17 protein-coding genes are annotated in these 19,526 nt (G+C 67.4%); 4 read left to right on the forward strand and 13 right to left on the reverse strand.

Annotated elements, in window-relative coordinates; genetic code table 11:
• Positions 1-6 precede the first annotated feature (6 nt).
• From OHB24_RS34930 to OHB24_RS34960, 7 genes are read right to left on the reverse strand one after another with little or no spacing between them, the layout of a single operon-like run.
• A complete protein-coding gene (locus OHB24_RS34930; RefSeq protein ID WP_327635167.1) occupies positions 7-1,641 on the reverse strand; it encodes an NAD(P)-binding protein in 1,635 nt (544 codons plus the stop codon).
• Positions 1,642-2,631: a thiamine pyrophosphate-dependent enzyme gene (locus OHB24_RS34935; protein ID WP_327635168.1), complete on the reverse strand. Its 990-nt coding sequence runs from the start codon at positions 2,629-2,631 to the stop codon at positions 1,642-1,644.
• Positions 2,632-2,643: 12 nt separating this feature from the next.
• Positions 2,644-3,810 (reverse strand): transketolase C-terminal domain-containing protein, encoded by a 1,167-nt coding sequence (locus tag OHB24_RS34940; RefSeq protein ID WP_327635169.1) that lies wholly within the window; start codon positions 3,808-3,810, stop codon positions 2,644-2,646.
• Positions 3,794-4,369: a 2-oxoacid:acceptor oxidoreductase family protein gene (locus OHB24_RS34945; RefSeq protein WP_327635170.1), complete on the reverse strand. Its 576-nt coding sequence runs from the start codon at positions 4,367-4,369 to the stop codon at positions 3,794-3,796. Before OHB24_RS34945 ends, OHB24_RS34940 begins: the two co-directional genes overlap by 17 nt.
• A gap of 5 nt (positions 4,370-4,374) precedes the next feature.
• A complete protein-coding gene (locus tag OHB24_RS34950; protein ID WP_327635171.1) occupies positions 4,375-5,370 on the reverse strand; it encodes a PEP/pyruvate-binding domain-containing protein in 996 nt (331 codons plus the stop codon).
• An 18-nt stretch (positions 5,371-5,388) separates the two neighbouring features.
• Positions 5,389-6,396, reverse strand: a complete 1,008-nt coding sequence (gene gap / locus OHB24_RS34955; protein ID WP_327635172.1) for a type I glyceraldehyde-3-phosphate dehydrogenase — start codon at positions 6,394-6,396, stop codon at positions 5,389-5,391.
• A 33-nt stretch (positions 6,397-6,429) separates the two neighbouring features.
• Positions 6,430-7,869 (reverse strand): DUF4389 domain-containing protein, encoded by a 1,440-nt coding sequence (locus OHB24_RS34960; protein WP_327635173.1) that lies wholly within the window; start codon positions 7,867-7,869, stop codon positions 6,430-6,432.
• A gap of 151 nt (positions 7,870-8,020) precedes the next feature.
• On the opposite strand from OHB24_RS34960, the gene OHB24_RS34965 reads away from it, so the two are divergent.
• Positions 8,021-8,338 (forward strand): 2TM domain-containing protein, encoded by a 318-nt coding sequence (locus tag OHB24_RS34965; RefSeq protein ID WP_327635174.1) that lies wholly within the window; start codon positions 8,021-8,023, stop codon positions 8,336-8,338.
• Between the two features lie 34 nt (positions 8,339-8,372).
• On the opposite strand, the gene OHB24_RS34970 is transcribed toward OHB24_RS34965, so the two are convergent.
• Positions 8,373-8,984: an Rv1733c family protein gene (locus OHB24_RS34970; RefSeq protein ID WP_327635175.1), complete on the reverse strand. Its 612-nt coding sequence runs from the start codon at positions 8,982-8,984 to the stop codon at positions 8,373-8,375.
• A 212-nt stretch (positions 8,985-9,196) separates the two neighbouring features.
• Positions 9,197-10,162, reverse strand: a complete 966-nt coding sequence (locus OHB24_RS34975) for an Acg family FMN-binding oxidoreductase (protein ID WP_327635176.1) — start codon at positions 10,160-10,162, stop codon at positions 9,197-9,199.
• Positions 10,163-10,263: 101 nt separating this feature from the next.
• Here OHB24_RS34975 and ppk2 point away from each other — a divergent pair, with 101 nt between their 5' ends.
• From ppk2 to OHB24_RS34990, 3 genes are all read left to right on the forward strand, one after another.
• Positions 10,264-11,058, forward strand: a complete 795-nt coding sequence (gene ppk2 / locus OHB24_RS34980; protein ID WP_327635177.1) for a polyphosphate kinase 2 — start codon at positions 10,264-10,266, stop codon at positions 11,056-11,058.
• 116 nt (positions 11,059-11,174) lie between these two features.
• Positions 11,175-11,945: a 2-oxo acid dehydrogenase subunit E2 gene (locus OHB24_RS34985; RefSeq protein ID WP_327635178.1), complete on the forward strand. Its 771-nt coding sequence runs from the start codon at positions 11,175-11,177 to the stop codon at positions 11,943-11,945.
• Positions 11,942-12,775 (forward strand): hypothetical protein, encoded by an 834-nt coding sequence (locus OHB24_RS34990; RefSeq protein WP_327635179.1) that lies wholly within the window; start codon positions 11,942-11,944, stop codon positions 12,773-12,775. The genes OHB24_RS34985 and OHB24_RS34990 overlap by 4 nt, the downstream gene beginning before the upstream one ends.
• Before the next feature lie 2 nt (positions 12,776-12,777).
• Here OHB24_RS34990 and narI read toward each other — a convergent pair whose 3' ends face one another.
• From narI to OHB24_RS35010, 4 genes are read right to left on the reverse strand one after another with little or no spacing between them, the layout of a single operon-like run.
• Positions 12,778-13,494: a respiratory nitrate reductase subunit gamma gene (gene narI / locus OHB24_RS34995; RefSeq protein ID WP_327635180.1), complete on the reverse strand. Its 717-nt coding sequence runs from the start codon at positions 13,492-13,494 to the stop codon at positions 12,778-12,780.
• 2 nt (positions 13,495-13,496) lie between these two features.
• The gene (narJ, locus tag OHB24_RS35000) at positions 13,497-14,165 is read right to left on the reverse strand and encodes a nitrate reductase molybdenum cofactor assembly chaperone (RefSeq protein ID WP_327635181.1); all 669 of its coding nucleotides are present in this window, start codon (positions 14,163-14,165) and stop codon (positions 13,497-13,499) included.
• Positions 14,165-15,814, reverse strand: a complete 1,650-nt coding sequence (gene narH / locus OHB24_RS35005; protein WP_327635182.1) for a nitrate reductase subunit beta — start codon at positions 15,812-15,814, stop codon at positions 14,165-14,167. The genes narJ and narH overlap by 1 nt, the downstream gene beginning before the upstream one ends.
• On the reverse strand, positions 15,814-19,521 hold the full coding sequence (locus tag OHB24_RS35010) for a nitrate reductase subunit alpha (RefSeq protein ID WP_327635183.1): 3,708 nt from the start codon (positions 19,519-19,521) through the stop codon (positions 15,814-15,816). Before OHB24_RS35010 ends, narH begins: the two co-directional genes overlap by 1 nt.
• Between the last annotated feature and the right edge of the window lie 5 nt (positions 19,522-19,526).

Consider the following 19,526-nt stretch of genomic DNA (forward strand, 5'->3'; position numbering starts at 1 on the left):
GCCAGGTCAGGAACGTTCGCGGATCATGGTGATGGCTCCGCTGGGGCATTCGGCGGCGCAGAGGCCGCAGCCTTTGCAGAAGTCCAGGTCGATCTCGTAGCCCTGGCCGGGGCCGAGCTTGATGATCGCGTTGTCGGGGCAGACGCCGAAGCAGTTGTCACACTCGAGACAGTTGCCGCAGGACATGCAGCGACGGGCCTCGAACAACGCGTTCTCGGCGGTCAGCCCTTGGGTGACCTCATCGAAGGACGTGATCCGGCGCGCAACGTCGAGCTGCGGTCGCAGGGTGGCCGGCGCATCCGCGTAGTACCAGGTGTTCAGGCGGTCGTACGTCGCCGGCTCGGGCCGCTCCGGATGCTCGTACGTCGCACCGCGCAGCCAGGCGTCGAGGTTCCGGGCCGCCTGCTTGCCGTGACCGACCGCGACCGTGACGGTCCGTTCACCCGGCACCATGTCGCCACCGGCGAACAGGCCCGCGCGCCCGGTCATCATCCGCCCATCGACCTGGACCACGCCGTCGGCGATCTCGACGTCGGACAGGTCGCACACCAGCGCGAGATCCGCCTGCTGGCCGAGCGCCAGCACCACCGAGTCCGCGTCCAGCTCCTCGAACTCCCCGGTCGGCTGCGGGAAGCCGGAGTCGTCGAGCCGCATCTTCTCGATCCGGACGCGGTCGGCACCGGCGTACACGATGGTGGACAACCACCGCATCCGGACACCCTCGTCCAACGCCTCCCGGACCTCGATGTCGTGCGCCGGCATCCGCTCACGGGTACGCCGATACACCACGACCGCGTCCGAGGCCCCGAGCCGACGTGCGGTCCGGGCGACGTCCATGGCCGTGTTTCCGCCGCCGTACACCGCGACCCGTCGACCGAGCAGCGGCTGCTCGCCCTTCTCCAGACCGGCGAGCATCGAGACCGCGTCCACGATTCGCGCCGAGTCGCCCGCCGGGATGTCCGCCCTCCGCCCGACATGCGCACCGACTGCGAGGAAGACCGCGTCGAAGTCGACGAGCGCATCACCGAGGTCGGTCACCGGCGTACTGAGCTCAAGCCGCACGCCCATATCGACGATCCGCTGGATCTCGGCGTCCACCACGTCCCGAGTCAGCCGGTACGCCGGTATGCCGTAGCGCATCATCCCGCCGGCCTCCGGCGAGTCGTCCCGCACCGTCACCTGATGACCGCGCAACGCCAGGTGATACGCCGCCGACAGCCCAGAAGGACCCGCTCCCACGACCAGCACGTGCTTGCCGGTCGGCGGTTCCTCGACCACGACCGACCAGCCCTGGCCGATCGCCTCGTCGCCCAGGAACCGCTCGATCGAGTTGATACCGACCGGCTCGTCGAGCGTCGCCCGGTTGCAGGCCGTCTCGCACGGCCGGTAGCAGACCCGGCCCATGATCGCCGGGAACGGATTGTCGACCATGATCTGCCGCCAGGCGGCCTCGTAGTCACCTTCTTCGGCCAGCGCGATCCATTCCTGGACGTTCTCGCCGGCCGGGCACGCGTCGTTGCACGGCGGCATCCGGTCGAGGTAGATCGGGCGCTCGGTGCGCCAGGACCCGGTCTTGTTCGCGAGGCTGGAACCGACGTCCAGCGTGATGGCGTACGGATGGCGGCTGTTTGCCTCGGGCATCTAACTCACCTCGGTGGTCTCGGTCAGGCCGAACGTGCGAATGTTGCGATCCGCTTCCGCCTGGATGCTGCTGATCACGTCGTCGCGCGGGGTGTCGCCGAACAGATGCGCAAAGCGCCCCTGTGGTCGCAGGTAGTCCTCGACCGGCCGCAGCCGCCGGATCCGGGTCACATCGGTCACCTCGCCGTCGACGGCCTCGAAGACCGGAAAGCTCCCGGTTTCCGTGGCCAGCCGGGCGATCTGGATGGTCTCGCTCGAGGCCGTGCGCCACCCCAGCGGGCACGGCACGAGCACGTGCAGATACCGCGCACCGTGGAACTCCATCGCCCGGGTCGCCTTGTACTCGAGGTCGCGCAGGTCGGCGACGGTCGCCGTGGCGACGTACGGAATCCGGTGCGCCATCGCGATCAACGGCAGGCTCTTGCCCTGCCGGAACGAGTTCCCCGCCGGTGTCGTCGTGGTCACCGCACCGTGCGGCGTCGCGCCGGACCGCTGTACGCCGGTGTTCATGTAGCCACCGTTGTCGTAGCAGACGTACAGCACGTCGTCGTTGCGCTCGAACATCCCCGACAGGCACCCCAGGCCGATGTCGACCGTGCCGCCGTCGCCGCCCTGCCCGACGACACGGACGTCGGTACGCCCCTTCGCCCTCAGGGCAGCCGCGACACCGGTCGCGACAGCCGGCGCGTTGCCGAACAGCGAGTGCAACCACGGCACCCGCCACGACGACTCCGGGAACGGGGTAGAGAAGACCTCCAAGCACCCGGTCGCGTTCACCGTGACCGCACGGTTGCCGGTGGCACGCATCACCGCGTCCAGCACATAGCGCGCGCCCAGTGCCTCGCCACAACCCTGGCAGGCACGATGTCCCGTGGTCAGCGAGTTGGTCCGCTCGGCATCGGCCTGCACGGACTGCTGATCCGGGTCCAGCAGGCGGTTGCCGACCGCGAAACTGCCGGTCTGGTAGAACCTGATCCGTTGTACTGGCATGACTGGTTCCTCTCAGCTCAGCTCGCGCTCGACCACGTCACGCTTGAGATCGAGGAACGTCAGCGGTTCGAGCCGATCCGCGACGGCATCGGCGAACAGCGCACGCAACGACTTCTTCGTGACCGGACGGCCGCCGAGTCCCGCGATCACCGTGGTGATCGGGATGCCCGGCACACTCCCACGGACATCGGCCGTCACGATGCCGCCCATCCCGGCCGCGACAGCTCGCTCCAGTACGACGACTCGTCGCGCACCGCGCAGCGCTGCCCGTACGGCGTCGTACGGGAACGGCCGGAAGGTCGTCAGCCCCAGGACTCCGATGCTCGTGCCCTCGGCGCGCAGCTCGTCGACGGTGTCCTTGATCGTGCCCAGCACCGAGCCGAGCGCCACCACGATCGTCTCGGCCCCTAGGGCGCCGTACGGCCGGACCAGACCGCCGGAGCTCCGCCAGAAGGTTGTCGCGAAGTCGTCGGCCACCCGGGGAATCACCTGGAGAGCTTTCAGGTGCTTCGCGTGCGCCAGGTACCGGACCTCGGTGAACGCGTCCGGTCCGACCATCGCGCCGATCGTCATCGGATCGTCCGGATCCAGGACCTGTTGTGGCTTGTACGGCGGCAAGAACGCGTCCACCTGCTCCTGCGACGGTACGTCGACGCCCTCGACCGCATGGGTGAGCACGAAGCCGTCCATGCACACCATCACCGGCAGCGACAGCTCCTCGGCGATGCGGAACGCTTGCACGTGCAGATCGGCCGCTTCTTGGTTGCTCTCGGCGTACAGCTGGATCCAGCCCGAGTCGCGCTGCGACATCGAGTCGCTCTGGTCGTTCCAGATGTTGATCGGGGCCCCGATCGCGCGGTTCGCGACCGTCATCACGATCGGCAGGCCGAGCCCGGAGGCGTTGTAGAGCGCCTCGGCCATGTAGAGCAACCCCTGGCTGGCCGTCGCCGTGTAGGCACGGGCGGCGGCCGCGGACGCGCCGATGGCCACCGACATCGCGCCGAACTCCGACTCGACGTTCACGAACTCGCACGGCGTCAGCTCGCCGGACGCGACCATCACGCTGAGCGCTTCGACGATGTGCGTCTGCGGAGAGATCGGGTACGCACAGACCACCTCGGGCCGGCACCGTGCAACGGTCTGCGCGACCGCGCGCGAGCCTTCAATCTGTGAGCGCATGAGCAGCCTCCTGGAGGGATCGTCGAGCGAGGTCGTACGCGTCGTGAACCGCAGCGACGTTGCCAGCAGCAACGGAACCGGAGAACCGTTCCTGGACGGCAGCGACGACCGACTCGACCTTGACCTGCCCCGTGAGCGCCGCGAACGCGCCGAGCAGCACTGCGCCGGGCAACGGACGGCCGAGGTGAGTGAGCGCCAGCTCGGTCGCCGGAACCGTCAGCACCCGCTTGCCGGCCCCGTCCAGACCCAGCTCAGCCAATGATCGTGACGTGTTGACGAGCAGATAGCCGTCGCTCCGGAGACCGGCCAGGACGTCCGGCTGATGAATCAGCGTCGCGTCCTGAACGACCACCGCATCCGGTGCGGCGATCGGTTCGTGACTCCGAATGGGTTGGTCGGCGATCCGGCAGAACCCGACCACCGGCGCGCCGGTGCGCTCCGACCCGAAGGTCGGGAACGCCTGCGCCTGCCGGCCCTCCGCGAACGCCGCGACTGACAGCAACTCGGCTGTCGTCACCACTCCCTGGCCGCCGCGGCCGTGGATCCGCACCTCGAACATCGCAGTCACCGGTACCGTGACGCGGAGGATTCGAGAACGGATCGACCACGCGCCACGATGGTGACAGCAGGCGCCGCACCCGGCCGGACCTCGACCACGTACAGCTCACCGCTCTGCCCGTCCTTCGCCCAGTCGAGCGTCGTCGGACGGCGGAAATGAGCGTCCGCCACGACCGACCACCGAGCGAGTTCCTGAAGCTCTTCGTCGGTCAGCACGAGCGCGTCACGTTCGGCCGGCGTCGTCGCAACAGTCCGTGTGCCGCGCTGCTCGGCGTACACAGTCTTGCTGAGTTTGGCGCCGCGGTGCCGCACGATCATCGGCCGCGCGCCAGAGTGCACCGAATACTGGTCAGCATCGGCTCCTTCGCCGAGGCCCCACGAGGCACGGACCCGGACGAAGGTGCTCTCACTGCGGGCCGTGCCCGAGCCACCGAGGTCAGCACGCACCATCCGCTGCACGGTCACCGGCATCACAGCCTTCAGGTGGTCGATCCCCTCAGCCTCCCGGTTGCCGATGGCAACGGTGCTGTACAGCGACGCGAAGCACCGTCGGCAGGCAGCGAGTACATCGTCTCCTGTTGCGAGATGCAGGAAGAACTCGTCCTGCACCGAGTCCGCGAAGGTCACCGGGCTGCAGCGGACCGCAACCTGCGTCCCGTCACCGCCCAGGTCCTGATACGCCGCCAGGACTTCGTCAGCCATTGCCACTGGCATCGACGCGTCCCGGAAGGCCGAGCGGATCTCCGCCGCAGCCACGACCAGATCGCGACCGGTGCGGAACCTACGGATCTCCTGGGCGATCGTCGGGGCGAGCCCCGCGTGGTGGACGAACTCGCGGTACGCCGTGGCAGTCACCGCGAACCCCTCAGGGACGCGAATGCCTTTACTGGCCAACTCGGCCAGCCGGGCTGCCTTCACACCGACCTGCTCCGGATCAACCTCCGCCTCGACACCAAGCCGCATCGCTTCACCGTCGAGCCGTACGACGTACTCGCTGTTCATCTCATCCTCCTGGACTGCTCACAGTGAGGCGGCGACGAGCTCGGTCAGGTCGACCAGACGGCTCGTGTAGCCCCACTCGTTGTCGTACCAACCGAAGACCTTCACCAGGTGGCCCTGAACCTGGGTCAGCTGGGCGTCGAAGATGCAGGACGCCGGGTCACCGACGATGTCGCGCGACACGATCGGATCCGTGGTGTAGCGCAGGATGCCCTTCAACGGACCGGCCGCGGCGTCGGCGAACGCCTGGTTCACCTGCTCGACCGTGACTGGCTCCGCGAGCTCCGCCGAGAGGTCGGTAAGCGAGCCGTCCTCGATCGGGACGCGCACCGCGACGCCGTCGATCTTGCCGGCCAACTCCGGGATGACCAGACCGACCGCGCGGGCTGCGCCGGTACTCGTCGGGATCAGGTTAGCGGCGCCGGAGCGCCCACGCCTCAGATCCTTGTGCGGCGAGTCCAGCAGCACCTGGTCGTTGGTGTAGCTGTGGATGGTGGTCATCAGAGCGTGCTCGATGCCGAACGCCCGGTGCAGCACCGACACCATCGGCGCGACGCAGTTCGTCGTACACGAAGCGTTCGAGATGACGTGGTGCGTCGCCGGGTCGTAGTCGTCCTCGTTGACACCGAGGACGACCGTCGTGTCGACGTCCTTGCCGGGAACCGACAGGATCACCTTCCGGGCACCAGCCTTCAGGTGGGCGCCGGCGGCTTCCTGGGTGCGGAACTTGCCGGTCGACTCGATCACGATGTCGGCGCCGACCGCGGCCCAGTCGAGCTTTGCCGGATCACGCTCGGCGGTCGCCCTCAGGGTCCGGCCGCCGACCGTGATCGTGTTCTCGGTGTGACCGACCTCCTCTTTCAGGGGGCCGTACGTCGAGTCGTAGCGGAGCAGGTGCGCCAGCGTCGCCGGTGCCGCGACATCGTTGATCGCGACCACCTCGACCCCACCGGATCCCCGTTCGAGCACGCAGCGCAGATAGTCCCGCCCGATTCGCCCGAACCCGTTGATCCCAACCCGTACGCTCATGATCGATCCTTCAGTCGGTGGTATCCGTCGTACTCATTCCACCGGCGGGAGGGGCGGTCGTTGCAGGGCCGAAGGTCCCGGCTGCTGTCGCCGGATGACCGCCAGCACCACGAGGAGCAGACCGAGCACGAGCGTCACACCCGCGCTCGCGAGGACCACGATCCACGCCCACTCGAGAGCCGGGGCGGTCGCACCGACGTCCGCTCGGACACTGACGCTCCCGCTGCCGTCCGCGGTCATCACGACGAGCGTCCAATCGCCGTTCTCGACCGGCCAGGTGATCGTCTGCTCCCCCGGACCGGAAGCCTGGACACGCCAGATGTGTAGCGCGGTCGGCTCGGTCGACGGCGCGCCGCCGACGTGATCGTCGTACGTCGTGTTGTTCGGGCCGATCGCCTTCACGGTGGTGTAGCCGACGCCGGCCAGGTAGGTCGTCACATCGGCCGACCTCGCCAGGCCGACGAACACCGGTGCGCCGTCGGTCGAGGCCACGCGCAGCCGGGCGTCGCCGAACCAGCTCCGCGGGACCGTCGTGGCGCCGACATCGATCGTGAACTTCTCGCTGGTCAGCGCGTACCCGGACGTGGACATGACCACCTGGCCCGAGGTGACGAAGCCCGCCGGGTCCCGGCGTCCTTGGTCCAGCCAGGCCAGCGCTCCGCCGACCGTGAGGCCGACCACGGACGCCAGCGTCACGACGACGCCGAGGACGAGGGCGACAATCCGTCCAGCGGACATCCGCGGCGCCGACCCCGGCGACGGTGCGCCGGCCGGCGGTGTGCTGGGCGGCAGCGGCTCGTGGAGTCGCGTCGTACCGGGATCGTCGCCGCCCATGTCCAAGCGGAACGGCGGGTACTGGTCGACCATCAGCCCGGCGTACGCCGCGACACGCAACGCCCACCGGTTCATCCCGAGCACCAGGTCGAAGACCGACCGCGGGTACCGCCCTGTGAACAGCAGGACGATCGCCGCGACCAGGACCAGCAGTCCGACCAGGCCACCGCTCCATCCCCACGCGCGATCGTCTGCCTGGGTCGCGAACCACGTTCCGGTACCGACGAAGAACCCGACCACGATGTAGTGCGGAATCGCCAGCAACCACCACTTGACCAGGACCAGGCCGCGGGACAGGTGCTCGGGATACTTCACCTCGAGATGCGCCGGGTAGTCCGGGACATCCTGCAACGTGAACGGCGGGTACTTGTCCGTACCCAAAGCGCCGTACGCGTAGAACTGCACCCGCCACGTCCAGCGCATCACCCCGACGTTGAAGTCGAAGATCCCGCGCGGATAGCGGCCCGTGAACAGGATCGCGAAGAACGCCACGAAACTCAGCAGCGCGAACACGATCCACAACACCGCCAGCACGAACAGGTGCGGAATCACCAGCACCCACTTCACCAACCACAACCAGCGATTCAGCCGATCGTCGAGCGCCCCATCCACCCGGACCGGGTACGTCGTGGTACTCATCACGTCCTCCAGTCACTCGTCCGTCGAACCCAGCGTCGGACCGAATCGGCCGAGCCAGCAGTGCCGAAGGTCCCGCTCAAGGCACGTCTTGCTGCTCTGACCGGCCGACCGGCATCGACAGACGGTGGAGTTGACAAGCAAGGAGGTAGTCATGGACGACAAGGCAGTTCTCGACAAGACGCCGGTCGACCACATCGGTCCGCCACGCACTGACGACGGACTACGCGAGCAGGCGGTGACCGAGCTGCGCAAGCGGCGTGAGCTCGCCGGCCATCTCATGGCGTTCATCCTGGTGAACACCTTCGTGGTGATCATCTGGTACGTCACCGGAGCCGGCTTCTTCTGGCCGGTCTTCCCGATCTTCGCCTGGGGCATCGGCGTCGTCTTCCACACGTGGGACGTGCTCTGGCCCCAACCCACCGAGGCCTCGATCCGCTCCACCATGGACCGCATCGCCCGTCGCCGGTGACAAGTCGAACGGAGCCGGCGGGGGCCGGCTCCGGCTACTTCGGGCCGTGGAGCCAACGTGGGGCGACGGTGTCCCACTCGGCGTCCCAGTCCCGTGAGCGGCGGCGGTCCAGTGGCAGCCGGGCCAGGCCGAACAGGCCCCACAGCAGGAGCCATGAACCGAGCACGGTGAAGATGCCGGCCGCCACGCCGAACGCGGCGCTGTCGGAGCGGGACCGCGGCGCGGTCACGATGTTGCCGGCACTGTCGATCCAGATGGTCACGTCGACGCCGGTCTTGGTGCCCATCGCGACACCCGCAACACTTTCACGGTCCACGCCTTGCGGATCGGTGTAGGACACCCGGGCGCGCGACAACACGTCGCCGGGGGCACTCGGAACCATGCGCTCCGTGCTTTCCACGGTCCGCGCCCGCACCTCGTGCAGGACGGCCCGTTGCTGGGCCGCCGTCGTGTTGAGGGAAGTCCGGACGCTCATCCCGACAGCGGCTCCCGCAGGAACCAGCAGCAACGCCGCGAGCAGCGCGCACCACAACAGCATGGTCTCAGCCCGATCCGACCAGCGGCGCAACGGATTGCGTCCGAATCCGAGTCGACGGGTCTGCATGAGCACCCACAACTCCCCAGAACGTTGCTTTTCGGTGCCCATGACAACCTCCTCCAAGCCACCCAGTCTGGATACAGGGGACCGGCTCTCCGGAGCGGGGCCGTCTTGACGACGGAGGGTCTCGTGGCTCGTGGCCACCTCTTCCTGGTCCGCTTCCGGCGAGCCGGTAATCCCCCTGCATCTCCAGACTGGCGCAGCAGATGAGCCGCGGTCAGGGCCCAAGGTCCCGACGTCTCCGGACCAACCGGCCCGCGTTACTCGATGATCAGGACGTCCTCGACGGTGCGCCGCGGCGTCGGCGGCACGGCCGGGCCGTACCCGAACCGGATCACCGCCTGCGGACGCTGCCACGGTCCCAACGGATCATTGATCTGCACCCGGAGCTCTTCGTGCTCGATCGCCTGATTCAGCAGCGACGTCGACAACCCGCGGGCAGTGGCCTCCAGCAGCACATGCTCGAGAGCCTGCCCCGCCCGCAGCCACTCGATCGGCCCGTCGTACCGAGTTGCCAGCACCGCCAGCTGCGGCTCCCGCTCGAACTCGGCCACCGGACGCACCGCATCCGCGACCGTCGCCGCCAGATCGCGGACCACCGGGCTCCCGCCCGCGACCCGCGATCCCAGGGCGCTGGACGGCACACCGTCGCTGTCCCGAGCGCCACCGACCCACCGCCGCCGCTCTGCCGTCCGCGCCGCGTCCTCGTCGTCCGCCGCCACCGCGTCATTCGTCGCCATCTGCAACCACCAGCGCCGGGACGGCTTGTCGATCCACTGCAGCACCGCACCCTCGACCCGAGCACACAGATCGAGCTCCGCGCGGACCTGGGCAGTCACCCGCTCATCGGTGAACGGCTCCCGGTTCGTCCGGCGCTTCGTCAGGTACGGCGCCAACTCGGCCAACGGCTCGCCCGGCGAGTCTCGCAGTTCCACAACCGCCACAAGCTCCGGCAGCCGCTGGTCGACGAGGTGACGTACCTCCGAGCCCATCCCCCGCGCCGCGGCTGCCACCCGCAGATTCAGGATCGAGGCTCCGAGCGACAAGAACAGCATCCGCCGCGACGGATCCTCGGCCGGCAGCTCCCGCTCCCGGACCCGGAACACCTGCACGGTCCGCTCCACGAACCGGAACCGCCAGGGCTGCGTGTTGTGGATCGACGGCGCCAGGACAGCCGCACGCAGCAACGCCTCCCGGTCAACCAAGGGAAGTCCTGATCTCTTCATTCCCTCAGTGCAGGCCGGTCGGTCCGGCATCTGTAGAGGCGAAAGACCCGTCCGCGGCGTGACCGCTGTGATCTGGATGGCAGATGCGGGATGGTGCAGGAATGGGACGGTTGCCGAAGAAGCTGTACGAGCGGGAATTACTGCGGCTGCAGGCCGAGCTGGTGAAGCTGCAGGAATGGGTCCGGGTCGAGAAGGCCCGGGTCGTGGTGGTGTTCGAGGGCCGCGACGCCGCCGGGAAGGGCAGCACGATCAAGCGCGTCACGGAGTACCTCAATCCCCGCGTAGCCCGGATCGCCGCACTGCCGGCGCCGACCGAGCGCGAGCGGACGCAGTGGTACTTCCAGCGGTACGTCGAACACCTGCCGGCCGCCGGTGAAATCGTCCTGTTCGACCGCAGCTGGTACAACCGCGCCGGCGTCGAACATGTGATGAGGTTCTGCACCAACCAGGAGTACGCACGGTTTCTGCACCAGTGCCCGATCTTCGAACGGCTGCTCGTCGAGGACGGCGTACTCCTGCGCAAGTACTGGTTCTCGGTCAGCGACAGTGAACAGGAGAACCGTTTCCGCAGCCGCCTCGAGGATCCGATGCGCCGCTGGAAGCTATCGCCGATGGACCTGGAGTCGATCACCCGCTGGGAGGACTACTCCCGCGCGAAGGACGAGATGTTCGTCCACACCGACATCCCCGAAGCGCCGTGGTACGTCGTCGAGAGCGAGGACAAACGCTCCGCCCGGATCAACATGATTGCCCATCTGCTGTCCAGCGTCCCGTACCACGAGGCCCAGCGACCACCTCTCGAGCTCCCACCCCGCCCACCATCCAAAGGCTACGAGCGCCCACCGCGAGACATGCAGACCCAGGTCCCCGACCATGCCGCCCAACTCCGCGGCTGAGAGTCCAAGGTCCCGCGTCGAAGGACCGTTCGGCCGGTGCGAACCGTGGCCCAGGAAGTCGATCATTCAGATGAGATCGGCTCTGGAGGTTCATTGTGGGCGCACAGGTAAGAGCGGTGCCGTGGGTCCGGCAGTTGGTGATCGACACCGGCCGGGCGGCACGACGCAGGCACGCCATCCACGGCCTCTTCGAGGTCGACGTCACCTCAGCGCGGGCGGCCCTGCGCGCGGACGGAGCCTCGCGCCACTTCACGGCGTTCGTGATCCACTGCGTCGCCGGCGCGGTCGCCGCGGATCCCAGCATTCAGGCGTATCGAGACCTGCGTGGCCGTGAGGTCATCTTCGACCAGGTCGACATCGGCCTGCCGGTCGAGGTCGACGTCGACGGGAAGCCGTTCGCGTTCACCCACGTCCTGCGTGACGCGTCCCGGCGGACGGTCGAAGAGCTGCACGAGGAGATCCACGCGGTCAAGACGGATCCGCACCTGAGTCCTTCGGTCCGCAAGGCGCCGTGGGCGCATGCGTACCTGCTGCTGCCCGGATTCGTCCGGGTCGCACTGCTCGGCGCACTGCACCGGCTCCCCCGTCGTCAACAGGCTCTGGCCGGGACGGTGGGGGTGACGGCCGTTGGCATGTTCGGCGCCGGGGCCGGCTGGGGCATCGGCTTCCAGCTCCACACCCTGAGCGTCGTGGTCGGCGGCATCGCCCGACGACCGATCTTCTTCCAGGGCGTACTCGTCGAACGCGAGTTTCTCCAGCTGACCGTCAGCGTCGACCACGACATCGTCGACGGCGCCCCCGCCGCCCGCTTCGTCGGCCGCCTCCGCGAACTACTCCTCACCGGCGACGGAATCCACCGAGCGATCGCCTGGAAAGAGCCGGCGTGAGTAGCGAACCTCGAGCACCCGCCGGAATCGTCGGGGCGCCCTGGTGGCTGTGGCTGTCGGTGCCGATCGCGCTGCTCGGCATCCCAGGCAGCGTGACCGGCATTCTCGTCGACAGGATCTATGCGAACGAGACGGCAGACTGGCAGACCCAGGCAATCGGCCAAGACATCGCCAACTTGGTCGTTCTCCCAGTGCTGCTGGTCCTCGCAGTTGTCGCCGCGCGGGGCTCGGTGCGGGCACTGCTCGCGTGGGCCGGGACGGTCGTCTATGCGGCCTACACATACGTGATCTATGCGTTCGCCGTGCACTTCGGACCGCTGTTCCTGTTGTACGTCGCAGTCCTCGGACTCGCGGTGTGGGCGCTTATCGGCTTCTTCGCGACCATCGACATAGCGCGCGTGCCGACGTCTCCGCCTGGGCGGCTGAACAGGATCGTGTCGGCCTTCCTGATCGTGCTCGCCGCGGGCTTCGCACTGCTCTGGCTCAGCCAGGACCTGCCGGCAATCCCGGACGGGGCCCCGCCGAAAGAGCTACGTGATGCTGGTCTACTCACCAATCCGGTACACGTACTCGACCTAGCCCTGCTCCTTCCCGCCACGATGCTCACCGGCATCCTGCTACACCGCGGCCACGCATGGGGCCAGGTACTCGCGCCAATCGTCCTCAGCGCGATGGCCGGCATCAGCTTGGGCATCGTGAGCCTGATGATGGTTGCCATCGCCCGCGGCGAGGAAGCCTCACTGGTCGTCGTCTCTGTTCTGGGCCTGCTCGGCATCGTGCAGGCCATCACCTGCTGGAGACTCCTGAAGAGTATCCACTTCGCGGTGTGAACTCAGCGGGTTCGGTCCCAGCCGGGGCGGGGGCGGTGGGTTCCTAGTTGGGCGTCGCGGCTGCGGTAGACGATGTAGGGGCGGGTGAGGTAGCCGAGCGGGGCGCTGAAGACGTGGACCAGGCGGGTGAAGGGCCACAGGGCGAACAGCAGCATCGCGGCGAGTCCGTGCAACTGGAACGTGATCGGCGCAGCGGCCATCAGCTCTGGGTGCAACTGGAAGCGGAAGATGCCGCGGAACCAGACGGAGACGCCTTCGCGGTAGTCGTAGTGCCCGAAGATGTTCGCGAAGACGGTGTTGGCCAGCCCGAGAAGGATGACCGTCGCGAGGACGGCGTACATGGTCTTGTCCATCTTGGTGGTGGCGGAGAAGACCGGGCCGACCGTACGGCGGCGGTAGATCAAGATCGCCATGCCGACGACGGTGCCGAAGCCGGCCACCGCGCCGATCGAGACGGCGAGGAAGTGGTAGACCCCTTCGGATACGCCGACAGCTTCCGTCCAGGACTTCGGTACGCCGAGTCCCATCACGTGCCCGAGGAAGACCGCGAGCAGACCGAAGTGGAACAGTGGGCTGCCCCAACGCAGTAGCCGGTCCTCGTACAGCTGCGATGACCGTGTCGTCCAGCCGAACTTGTCGTAGCGGTAGCGCCAGAAGTGTCCGACGACGAAGACGGTCAGGCAGATGTACGGGACGATGACCCACAGGAACGTGTCCATGCTCAGCGACCTCCGCGGTACGTCGGCATCGGCAGCGGAACTGGCGAAGCCGGGCCGGTGTCGAAGGCCGAGCCGTACGGGGTGAGGCCGACCTCCTCGTCCGGGGGTCCTTCGGCGATGAGCTTCTGCACGGCGTCGCGCTCGTTTCCCCGCAGAGGTGGAAGCGTGGCGGTGACTGCCTCGACCGCTCCGGCCCAGCGAGAACTGATGTCGGTCAAGGACAGGCGAAGGACCTCGAGGCCGGCACGGTGCTCGAGCATCAGCCGCCGGCCCTGTTCGTGATCGACAGTCGCGGCGTACTCCAGGACGACGCAGAGATGGTCGGGAAGTTCGCCGGGGTCGAGGTCGAGGCCCGACGCGAGATAGGTCTGCTTGAACCGCAGCAGGGCACCTCCGCGTTTGCGTGTGTCGCCGTACAAGAAGTAGGTCAGGAACAGGTTGTGGCGGCGGCGGTTGTCGAAGGTCTCGACGTAGTCGGCCTCCAGCTCGGACAGCGGCGTACCGGACAGATTCGTGACGGTTGCCCGCACCAACTCACCCACTCGGGACGGGAGTTCGTGCGTTGCACGCCTGATCACCTCGAGCCGGTCGAGTAGTTGGCTGTCGGGATAGGCGAGCAGCAGCGACGCGGACTGCCAAGCGATCGTCAACTGGTCGCCACGGAGCCTCATCACTCGTCCGCCTTCGGTGGGAACAGGCCCCGGGGACTCCCCTTGCCATCCCAGTTCAGGAGGTTGACCCGGGCGGCCTTGTCGTCCGGTGACGCGAGGGTGTCCGAGGTCTGGCGGTCCTGCAGCATCTGGAAGTTCTCGACCGCGATCGGCGTCGTTCCGCCGGATCCCTCGCCGAACGGACCCGAGCCGCCCATCCCCGGGCCGCCCTCGTAGTCCAGTGAGCACGCCACCTCTTCGAGGTCGTGGGCCTGCTCCGCGTGTGCGGGCGGGATGACGTACCGCTCGTCGTACTTGGCCAGTGCGAGCAGCCGGTACATGTCGTAGATCTCCTCCTCCGCCATCCCGACCGCGGCCGGGATCGAGCCGTCCGGATCACGGCCGAGGTTGATGTCGCGCATGTACGAGCGCATCGCGGCGAGCTTGCGCAGTACCGCGTCGACCGGAGCTACGTCGCCCGCCGTGAACAGCTCGGCGAGGTACTCGATCGGGATCCGCAACGCGTCGATCGCCGCGAACAGGTTCTCCTGTTTCTCGGCGTCCTCGCCGGTCTCGCGGACCACGTCGACGACCGGCGACAGCGGCGGGATGTACCAGACCATCGGCATCGTGCGGTACTCCGGATGCAGCGGCAGCGCGATCTTGAACGTGTTGATCAACGCATTGACCGGTGAACGCTGAGCCGCATCGATCCAGTCGCGAGGTACGCCGTCTCGCTCGGCGGCACGGATCACCCCAGGATCATTCGGGTCGAGCAGGATGGACCGCTGAGCTTCGTAGAGAGCGCTCTCCGGCATGACCGACGCAGCCTCGAGAACCCTGTCGGCGTCGTACAGCACCAGGCCGATGTACCGCAGCCGGCCGACGCAGGTCTCGGCGCAGACCGTCGGCAGGCCGACCTCCACACGCGGGAAGCAGAAGGTGCACTTCTCCGCCTTGCCTGTGCGGTGGTTGAAGTAGACCTTCTTGTACGGGCAGCCGGACACGCACATCCGCCAGCCCCGGCAGCGGTCCTGGTCGACCAGCACGATGCCGTCTTCGGTGCGCTTGTAGATCGCACCACTCGGACACGACGCCGCGCACGACGGATTGAGGCAGTGCTCGCAGATCCGCGGCAGGTAGAACATAAAGGTCTGCTCGAACTCGAACTTGACCTTGTCGCCCACCTTCTTCAGCACCGGGTCGTGCTCTGCCGTCGCGGCCGACCCGCCGAGGTCGTCGTCCCAGTTGGAAGACCACGAGATCTTCATGTCCTTGCCGGAGATCAGCGACTTCGGCCGCGCGACCGGCGTGTACTCCTGAGCCGGAGCGTCGGTCAGGGTCGCGTAGTCGTACGTCCAGGGCTCGTAGTAGTCCTGGATCGAGGGCATCTTCGGGTTGGAGAAGATGGTGGCGAGCTTCTTCAGCCGACCGCCGGCCTTGAGCTTGAGCCGGCCGCGCTTGTTGAGTTCCCAGCCGCCCTGCCATTCCTCCTGGTCCTCGTACCGTCGCGGGTACCCCTGCCCGGGCCGGGTCTCGACATTGTTGAACCAGACGTACTCGGTCCCCGCACGGTTGGTCCAGGCCTGCTTGCAGGTGACCGAGCAGGTGTGGCAGCCGATGCATTTGTCGAGGTTCATCACCATCGCCATCTGCGCCATGACCTTCATCAGTACGTCACCTCCTGGCTGCGCTTGCGGATCACTGTGACCTCGTCCCGCTGATTGCCGGTCGGCCCGAGATAGTTGAAGGCGAAAGACAGCTGCGCGTAGCCCCCGATGACGTGACTGGGCTTGACCAGGATCCTGGTCAGCGAGTTGTGGATACCGCCGCGTTTGCCGGAGGTCTCCGCGATCGGTACGTCGATCAACCGGTCCTGCGCGTGATGCATGTAGACCGTGCCCTCGGGCATCCGGTGGGACACGATCGCGCGGGCGACCACGACTCCGTTGCGGTTGACCGCCTCGATCCAGTCGTTGTCCAGGACACCGACCTTGGCGGCGTCCTTGTCGCTCATCCAGATCGTCTGCCCGCCGCGCGACAGCGAAAGCATGAACAGGTTGTCCTGGTACTCCGAGTGGATCGACCACTTGTTGTGCGGGGTCAGGTAGCGAACCGTCACCCCCTCACCACCCACGTCGCCCACTGATGGCTCCGCGAACAGCGCCGCCATGTTCAGCGGCGGCCGGTAGACAGGGAGGTTCTCGCCGAGCTCGCTCATCCAGTCGTGGTCGAGGTAGAAGTGTTGCCGACCCGTCAGTGTGTGCCAGGGCTTCAGCCGCTCGACGTTGATCGTGAACGGCGAGTACCGGCGCCCGCCGGCCTCCGAGCCCGACCACTCCGGTGACGTGATCACCGGGACAGGCGCCGCCTGGGTGTCGGCGAACGTGATCTGCTTGCCCTCGTGCTCGGCCGCCAGATCGTGCAGTCGTGTCCCCGTCCGCTTCTCCAGGGTCTTGAATCCTTGCGTCGCGAGGTGCCCGTTCGTCGTGCCGGACAGCGCCAGGATGGCCTCACAGGCGTGGACGTCCCGCTTGAGTGACGGCCGACCATCTGCAGGACCGCCGCGGACAGCGCCGTTCTTGGCCCGGAGATACTCGATCGAGGCGGAGACGTCGTACGTCACGCCCTTCGTCGTGGTCCCGAGCTTGTCCAGCAGCGGACCGAGGGCCTGCATCTGCGCGCCGATCGCGGTGTAGTCACGTTCGACCTCGACGAGCTTCGGCATCGTGACACCAGGAATCGGCTCGCACTCACCGTGCTTCCAGTCGCGTACGACGCCGTGCGGGTTGGCCATCGCGTCCGGGGTGTCGTGCAGAAGCGGCACGGCGACGATGTCGCGGCGGGTATCCAGGTTGCCCCGAGCAAGCTCGCTGAACTTCGTCGCGATCGTCTGCCAGGCGTCCCAGTCCGTGCGGGTCTGCCAGGGCGGCGCGATGGCCGGGTTGAACGAGTGTATGAACGGGTGCATGTCCGTGGTGTTCAGATCGTGCTTCTCGTACCAGGTCGCGGCCGGTAGCACGACATCGGAGAAGATCGTCGTACTCGTCTGTCGGAAGTCCAGGGTCAGCAGCAGGTCCAGCTTCCCCTCAGGTGCGTGCTCATGCCAGTCAACCTCCCGCGGACGCTGACCTTCGGCCGCCTCGGAGGCACGCAGGGAGTTGTCGGTGCCCAGGAGATGCTTGAGGAAGTACTCGTTGCCCTTGCCTGACGACCCGAGCAGGTTCGCGCGCCAGATCGCCAGGACCCGGGGGAAGTTCTCCGGCGAGTCCGGATCCTCCGCGGCGAACCGCAGGTCGCCGGACTTCAACTGCTCAACCACATGCTCCGCCACCGGCCGGCCCGCCTCCGCGGCCTCATCGGCGAGGTCCAATGGGTTGCGGTTGAACGTCGGGTACGACGGCATCCAGCCCATCCGCGCACTCTTGGCAATCACGTCGGCGGTACTCATCCCGGCCAGCAGGCCACGACCGGTGCTCGCGGCAACAGTGTCGGCGGAGAACGTGTCGTACCGGTACTGGTTCGTGTGCAGGTACCAGTACGCGGTGTGGATCATCTGCCGCGGGGGCCGCAACCAGTCCAGTCCGAACGCCAACTGCGCCCAGCCGGTGATCGGCCGGCACTTCTCCTGGCCGACGTAGTGCGCCCAACCGCCACCGTTGACTCCCTGGCACCCGGTCAACGTCGTCAGTGCGAGGAAGCTCCGGTAGATAGTGTCCGAGTGGAACCAGTGATTCGTTCCGGCGCCCATCAGGATCATCGACCGGCCCCGCGATTCCTCCGCGTTGGCCGCGAACTCCCGCGCGATCCGGGCCGCCGCCACCGCCGGCACGCCCGTGACCGTCTCTTGCCACGCGGGTGTGTACGGCGCGGTCGCATCGTCGTACGAAGCAGGCCACGCACCGGGAAGCCCAAGCCGACCCACGCCGTACTGCGCCAGCATCAGGTCGAACACCGTGGCGACCACCTGGTCACCTACGCGCCGAACCGGCACGCCGCGGACCAGCGACGTCGAAGCGTCGTCGAACCGCGGCAGCTCGACCTGCACCGACTCACTGCCCGACTCGAGCAAGGTCAACCGTGGATCGACCTCACCGAGATCAAGGTTCCACATCCCGGCGCCTGCCTCGCCGAAGCGGTGACCGAGCGCCCCGTTCGGAACGACGACCTCGTCCGCTCGAGAGTCGATCAGCACGGTCTTGAAGTGCGCGTTCTCCTCCCCCGCATGCGCGGGCAGGTCCGCGGCGGTCAGGAACTTGCCCGGCCGGTACGGCGCACCGTCGTCGCCGGGATCCAGCACCACGAGGTACGGAAGATCGGTGTACTTCTTGGTGTAGGCGGTGAAGTACGGCGTCTCCCGATCGACGAAGAACTCCTTCAGGATGACGTGCCCCATCGCCATCGCCAGCGCCCCGTCCGTACCCGGTGCTGCCGGCAACCATTCGTCCGCGAACTTCACGTTGTCCGCGTAATCCGGCGAGACCACGATCACCTTCTGCCCGCGGTACCGCGCCTCGGTCATCCAGTGCGCGTCCGGCGTCCGCGTCACGGGAACGTTCGAGCCCCACATGATCAGGTAGCCCGCGTCCCACCAGTCGCCGGACTCCGGTACGTCGGTCTGATCGCCGAAGACCTGAGGCGACGCGACCGGAAGATCGGCATACCAGTCGTAGAAGGACAGCATCGATCCGCCGATCAGCGAGGTGAATCGAGCGCCGGACGCGTGCGACACCATCGACATCGCGGGAATCGGAGAGAAGCCGGCGACCCGATCCGGCCCCCATTTCTTGATCGTGTGCACATAGGCGGCGGCGACCATTTCGGTCGCCTCGTCCCAAGTCGCGCGGACCAGCCCGCCCTTGCCACGCGCGGACTTGTAGGCCTTGGCCCGCAATGGGTTGTCGACGATGTGCGCCCACGCCTTGACCGGGTCCCCGCCGTGCTGCCTCTTCGCCTCGCGATACATCTCCAGCAGGACGCCGCGGATGTAGGGATAGCGGATGCGCGTCGGCGAGTAGGTGTACCAAGAGAAGGCCGCGCCGCGTGGACAACCCCGCGGCTCGTACTCCGGGCTGTCGGGTCCGACGGACGGATAGTCGGTCTGCTGGGTCTCCCAGGTAATGATGCCGTCCTTGACGTAAACCTTCCACGAACAAGAGCCCGTACAGTTCACGCCATGCGTCGAGCGCACCACCTTGTCGTGACTCCAACGATCCCGGTAGAAGTCGTCCGCCTCCCGGCCACCGGTCTTCGTCAGCGTCCGGAGGTCGGCCGACACCTTGCCTTTCGTGAAGAACCGTCTCGTCCGCACGAGCGCGTCGCTCAAGCCTCCGTCAAGCCCCACCTCGCGACCGGCTCCCGTGCCCTCAGTGCTCACAAGCG

The sequence above is a fragment of the Kribbella sp. NBC_00482 genome (genome assembly GCF_036013725.1).
Taxonomy (GTDB): domain Bacteria; phylum Actinomycetota; class Actinomycetes; order Propionibacteriales; family Kribbellaceae; genus Kribbella.

Bases quoted from the DNA above. Each gene is read 5' to 3' on its own strand.
- OHB24_RS34930 (WP_327635167.1), bottom strand. From the start codon at position 1,641: ATGCCCGAGGCAAACAGCCGCCATCCGTACGCCATCACGCTGGACGTC.
- OHB24_RS34935 (WP_327635168.1), bottom strand. From the start codon at position 2,631: ATGCCAGTACAACGGATCAGGTTCTACCAGACCGGCAGTTTCGCGGTC.
- OHB24_RS34940 (WP_327635169.1), bottom strand. From the start codon at position 3,810: ATGCGCTCACAGATTGAAGGCTCGCGCGCGGTCGCGCAGACCGTTGCA.
- OHB24_RS34945 (WP_327635170.1), bottom strand. From the start codon at position 4,369: ATGTTCGAGGTGCGGATCCACGGCCGCGGCGGCCAGGGAGTGGTGACG.
- OHB24_RS34950 (WP_327635171.1), bottom strand. From the start codon at position 5,370: ATGAACAGCGAGTACGTCGTACGGCTCGACGGTGAAGCGATGCGGCTT.
- gap (WP_327635172.1), bottom strand. From the start codon at position 6,396: ATGAGCGTACGGGTTGGGATCAACGGGTTCGGGCGAATCGGGCGGGAC.
- OHB24_RS34960 (WP_327635173.1), bottom strand. From the start codon at position 7,869: ATGAGTACCACGACGTACCCGGTCCGGGTGGATGGGGCGCTCGACGAT.
- OHB24_RS34965 (WP_327635174.1), top strand. From the start codon at position 8,021: ATGGACGACAAGGCAGTTCTCGACAAGACGCCGGTCGACCACATCGGT.
- OHB24_RS34970 (WP_327635175.1), bottom strand. From the start codon at position 8,984: ATGGGCACCGAAAAGCAACGTTCTGGGGAGTTGTGGGTGCTCATGCAG.
- OHB24_RS34975 (WP_327635176.1), bottom strand. From the start codon at position 10,162: ATGAAGAGATCAGGACTTCCCTTGGTTGACCGGGAGGCGTTGCTGCGT.
- ppk2 (WP_327635177.1), top strand. From the start codon at position 10,264: ATGGGACGGTTGCCGAAGAAGCTGTACGAGCGGGAATTACTGCGGCTG.
- narI (WP_327635180.1), bottom strand. From the start codon at position 13,494: ATGGACACGTTCCTGTGGGTCATCGTCCCGTACATCTGCCTGACCGTC.
- narJ (WP_327635181.1), bottom strand. From the start codon at position 14,165: ATGAGGCTCCGTGGCGACCAGTTGACGATCGCTTGGCAGTCCGCGTCG.
- narH (WP_327635182.1), bottom strand. From the start codon at position 15,814: ATGAAGGTCATGGCGCAGATGGCGATGGTGATGAACCTCGACAAATGC.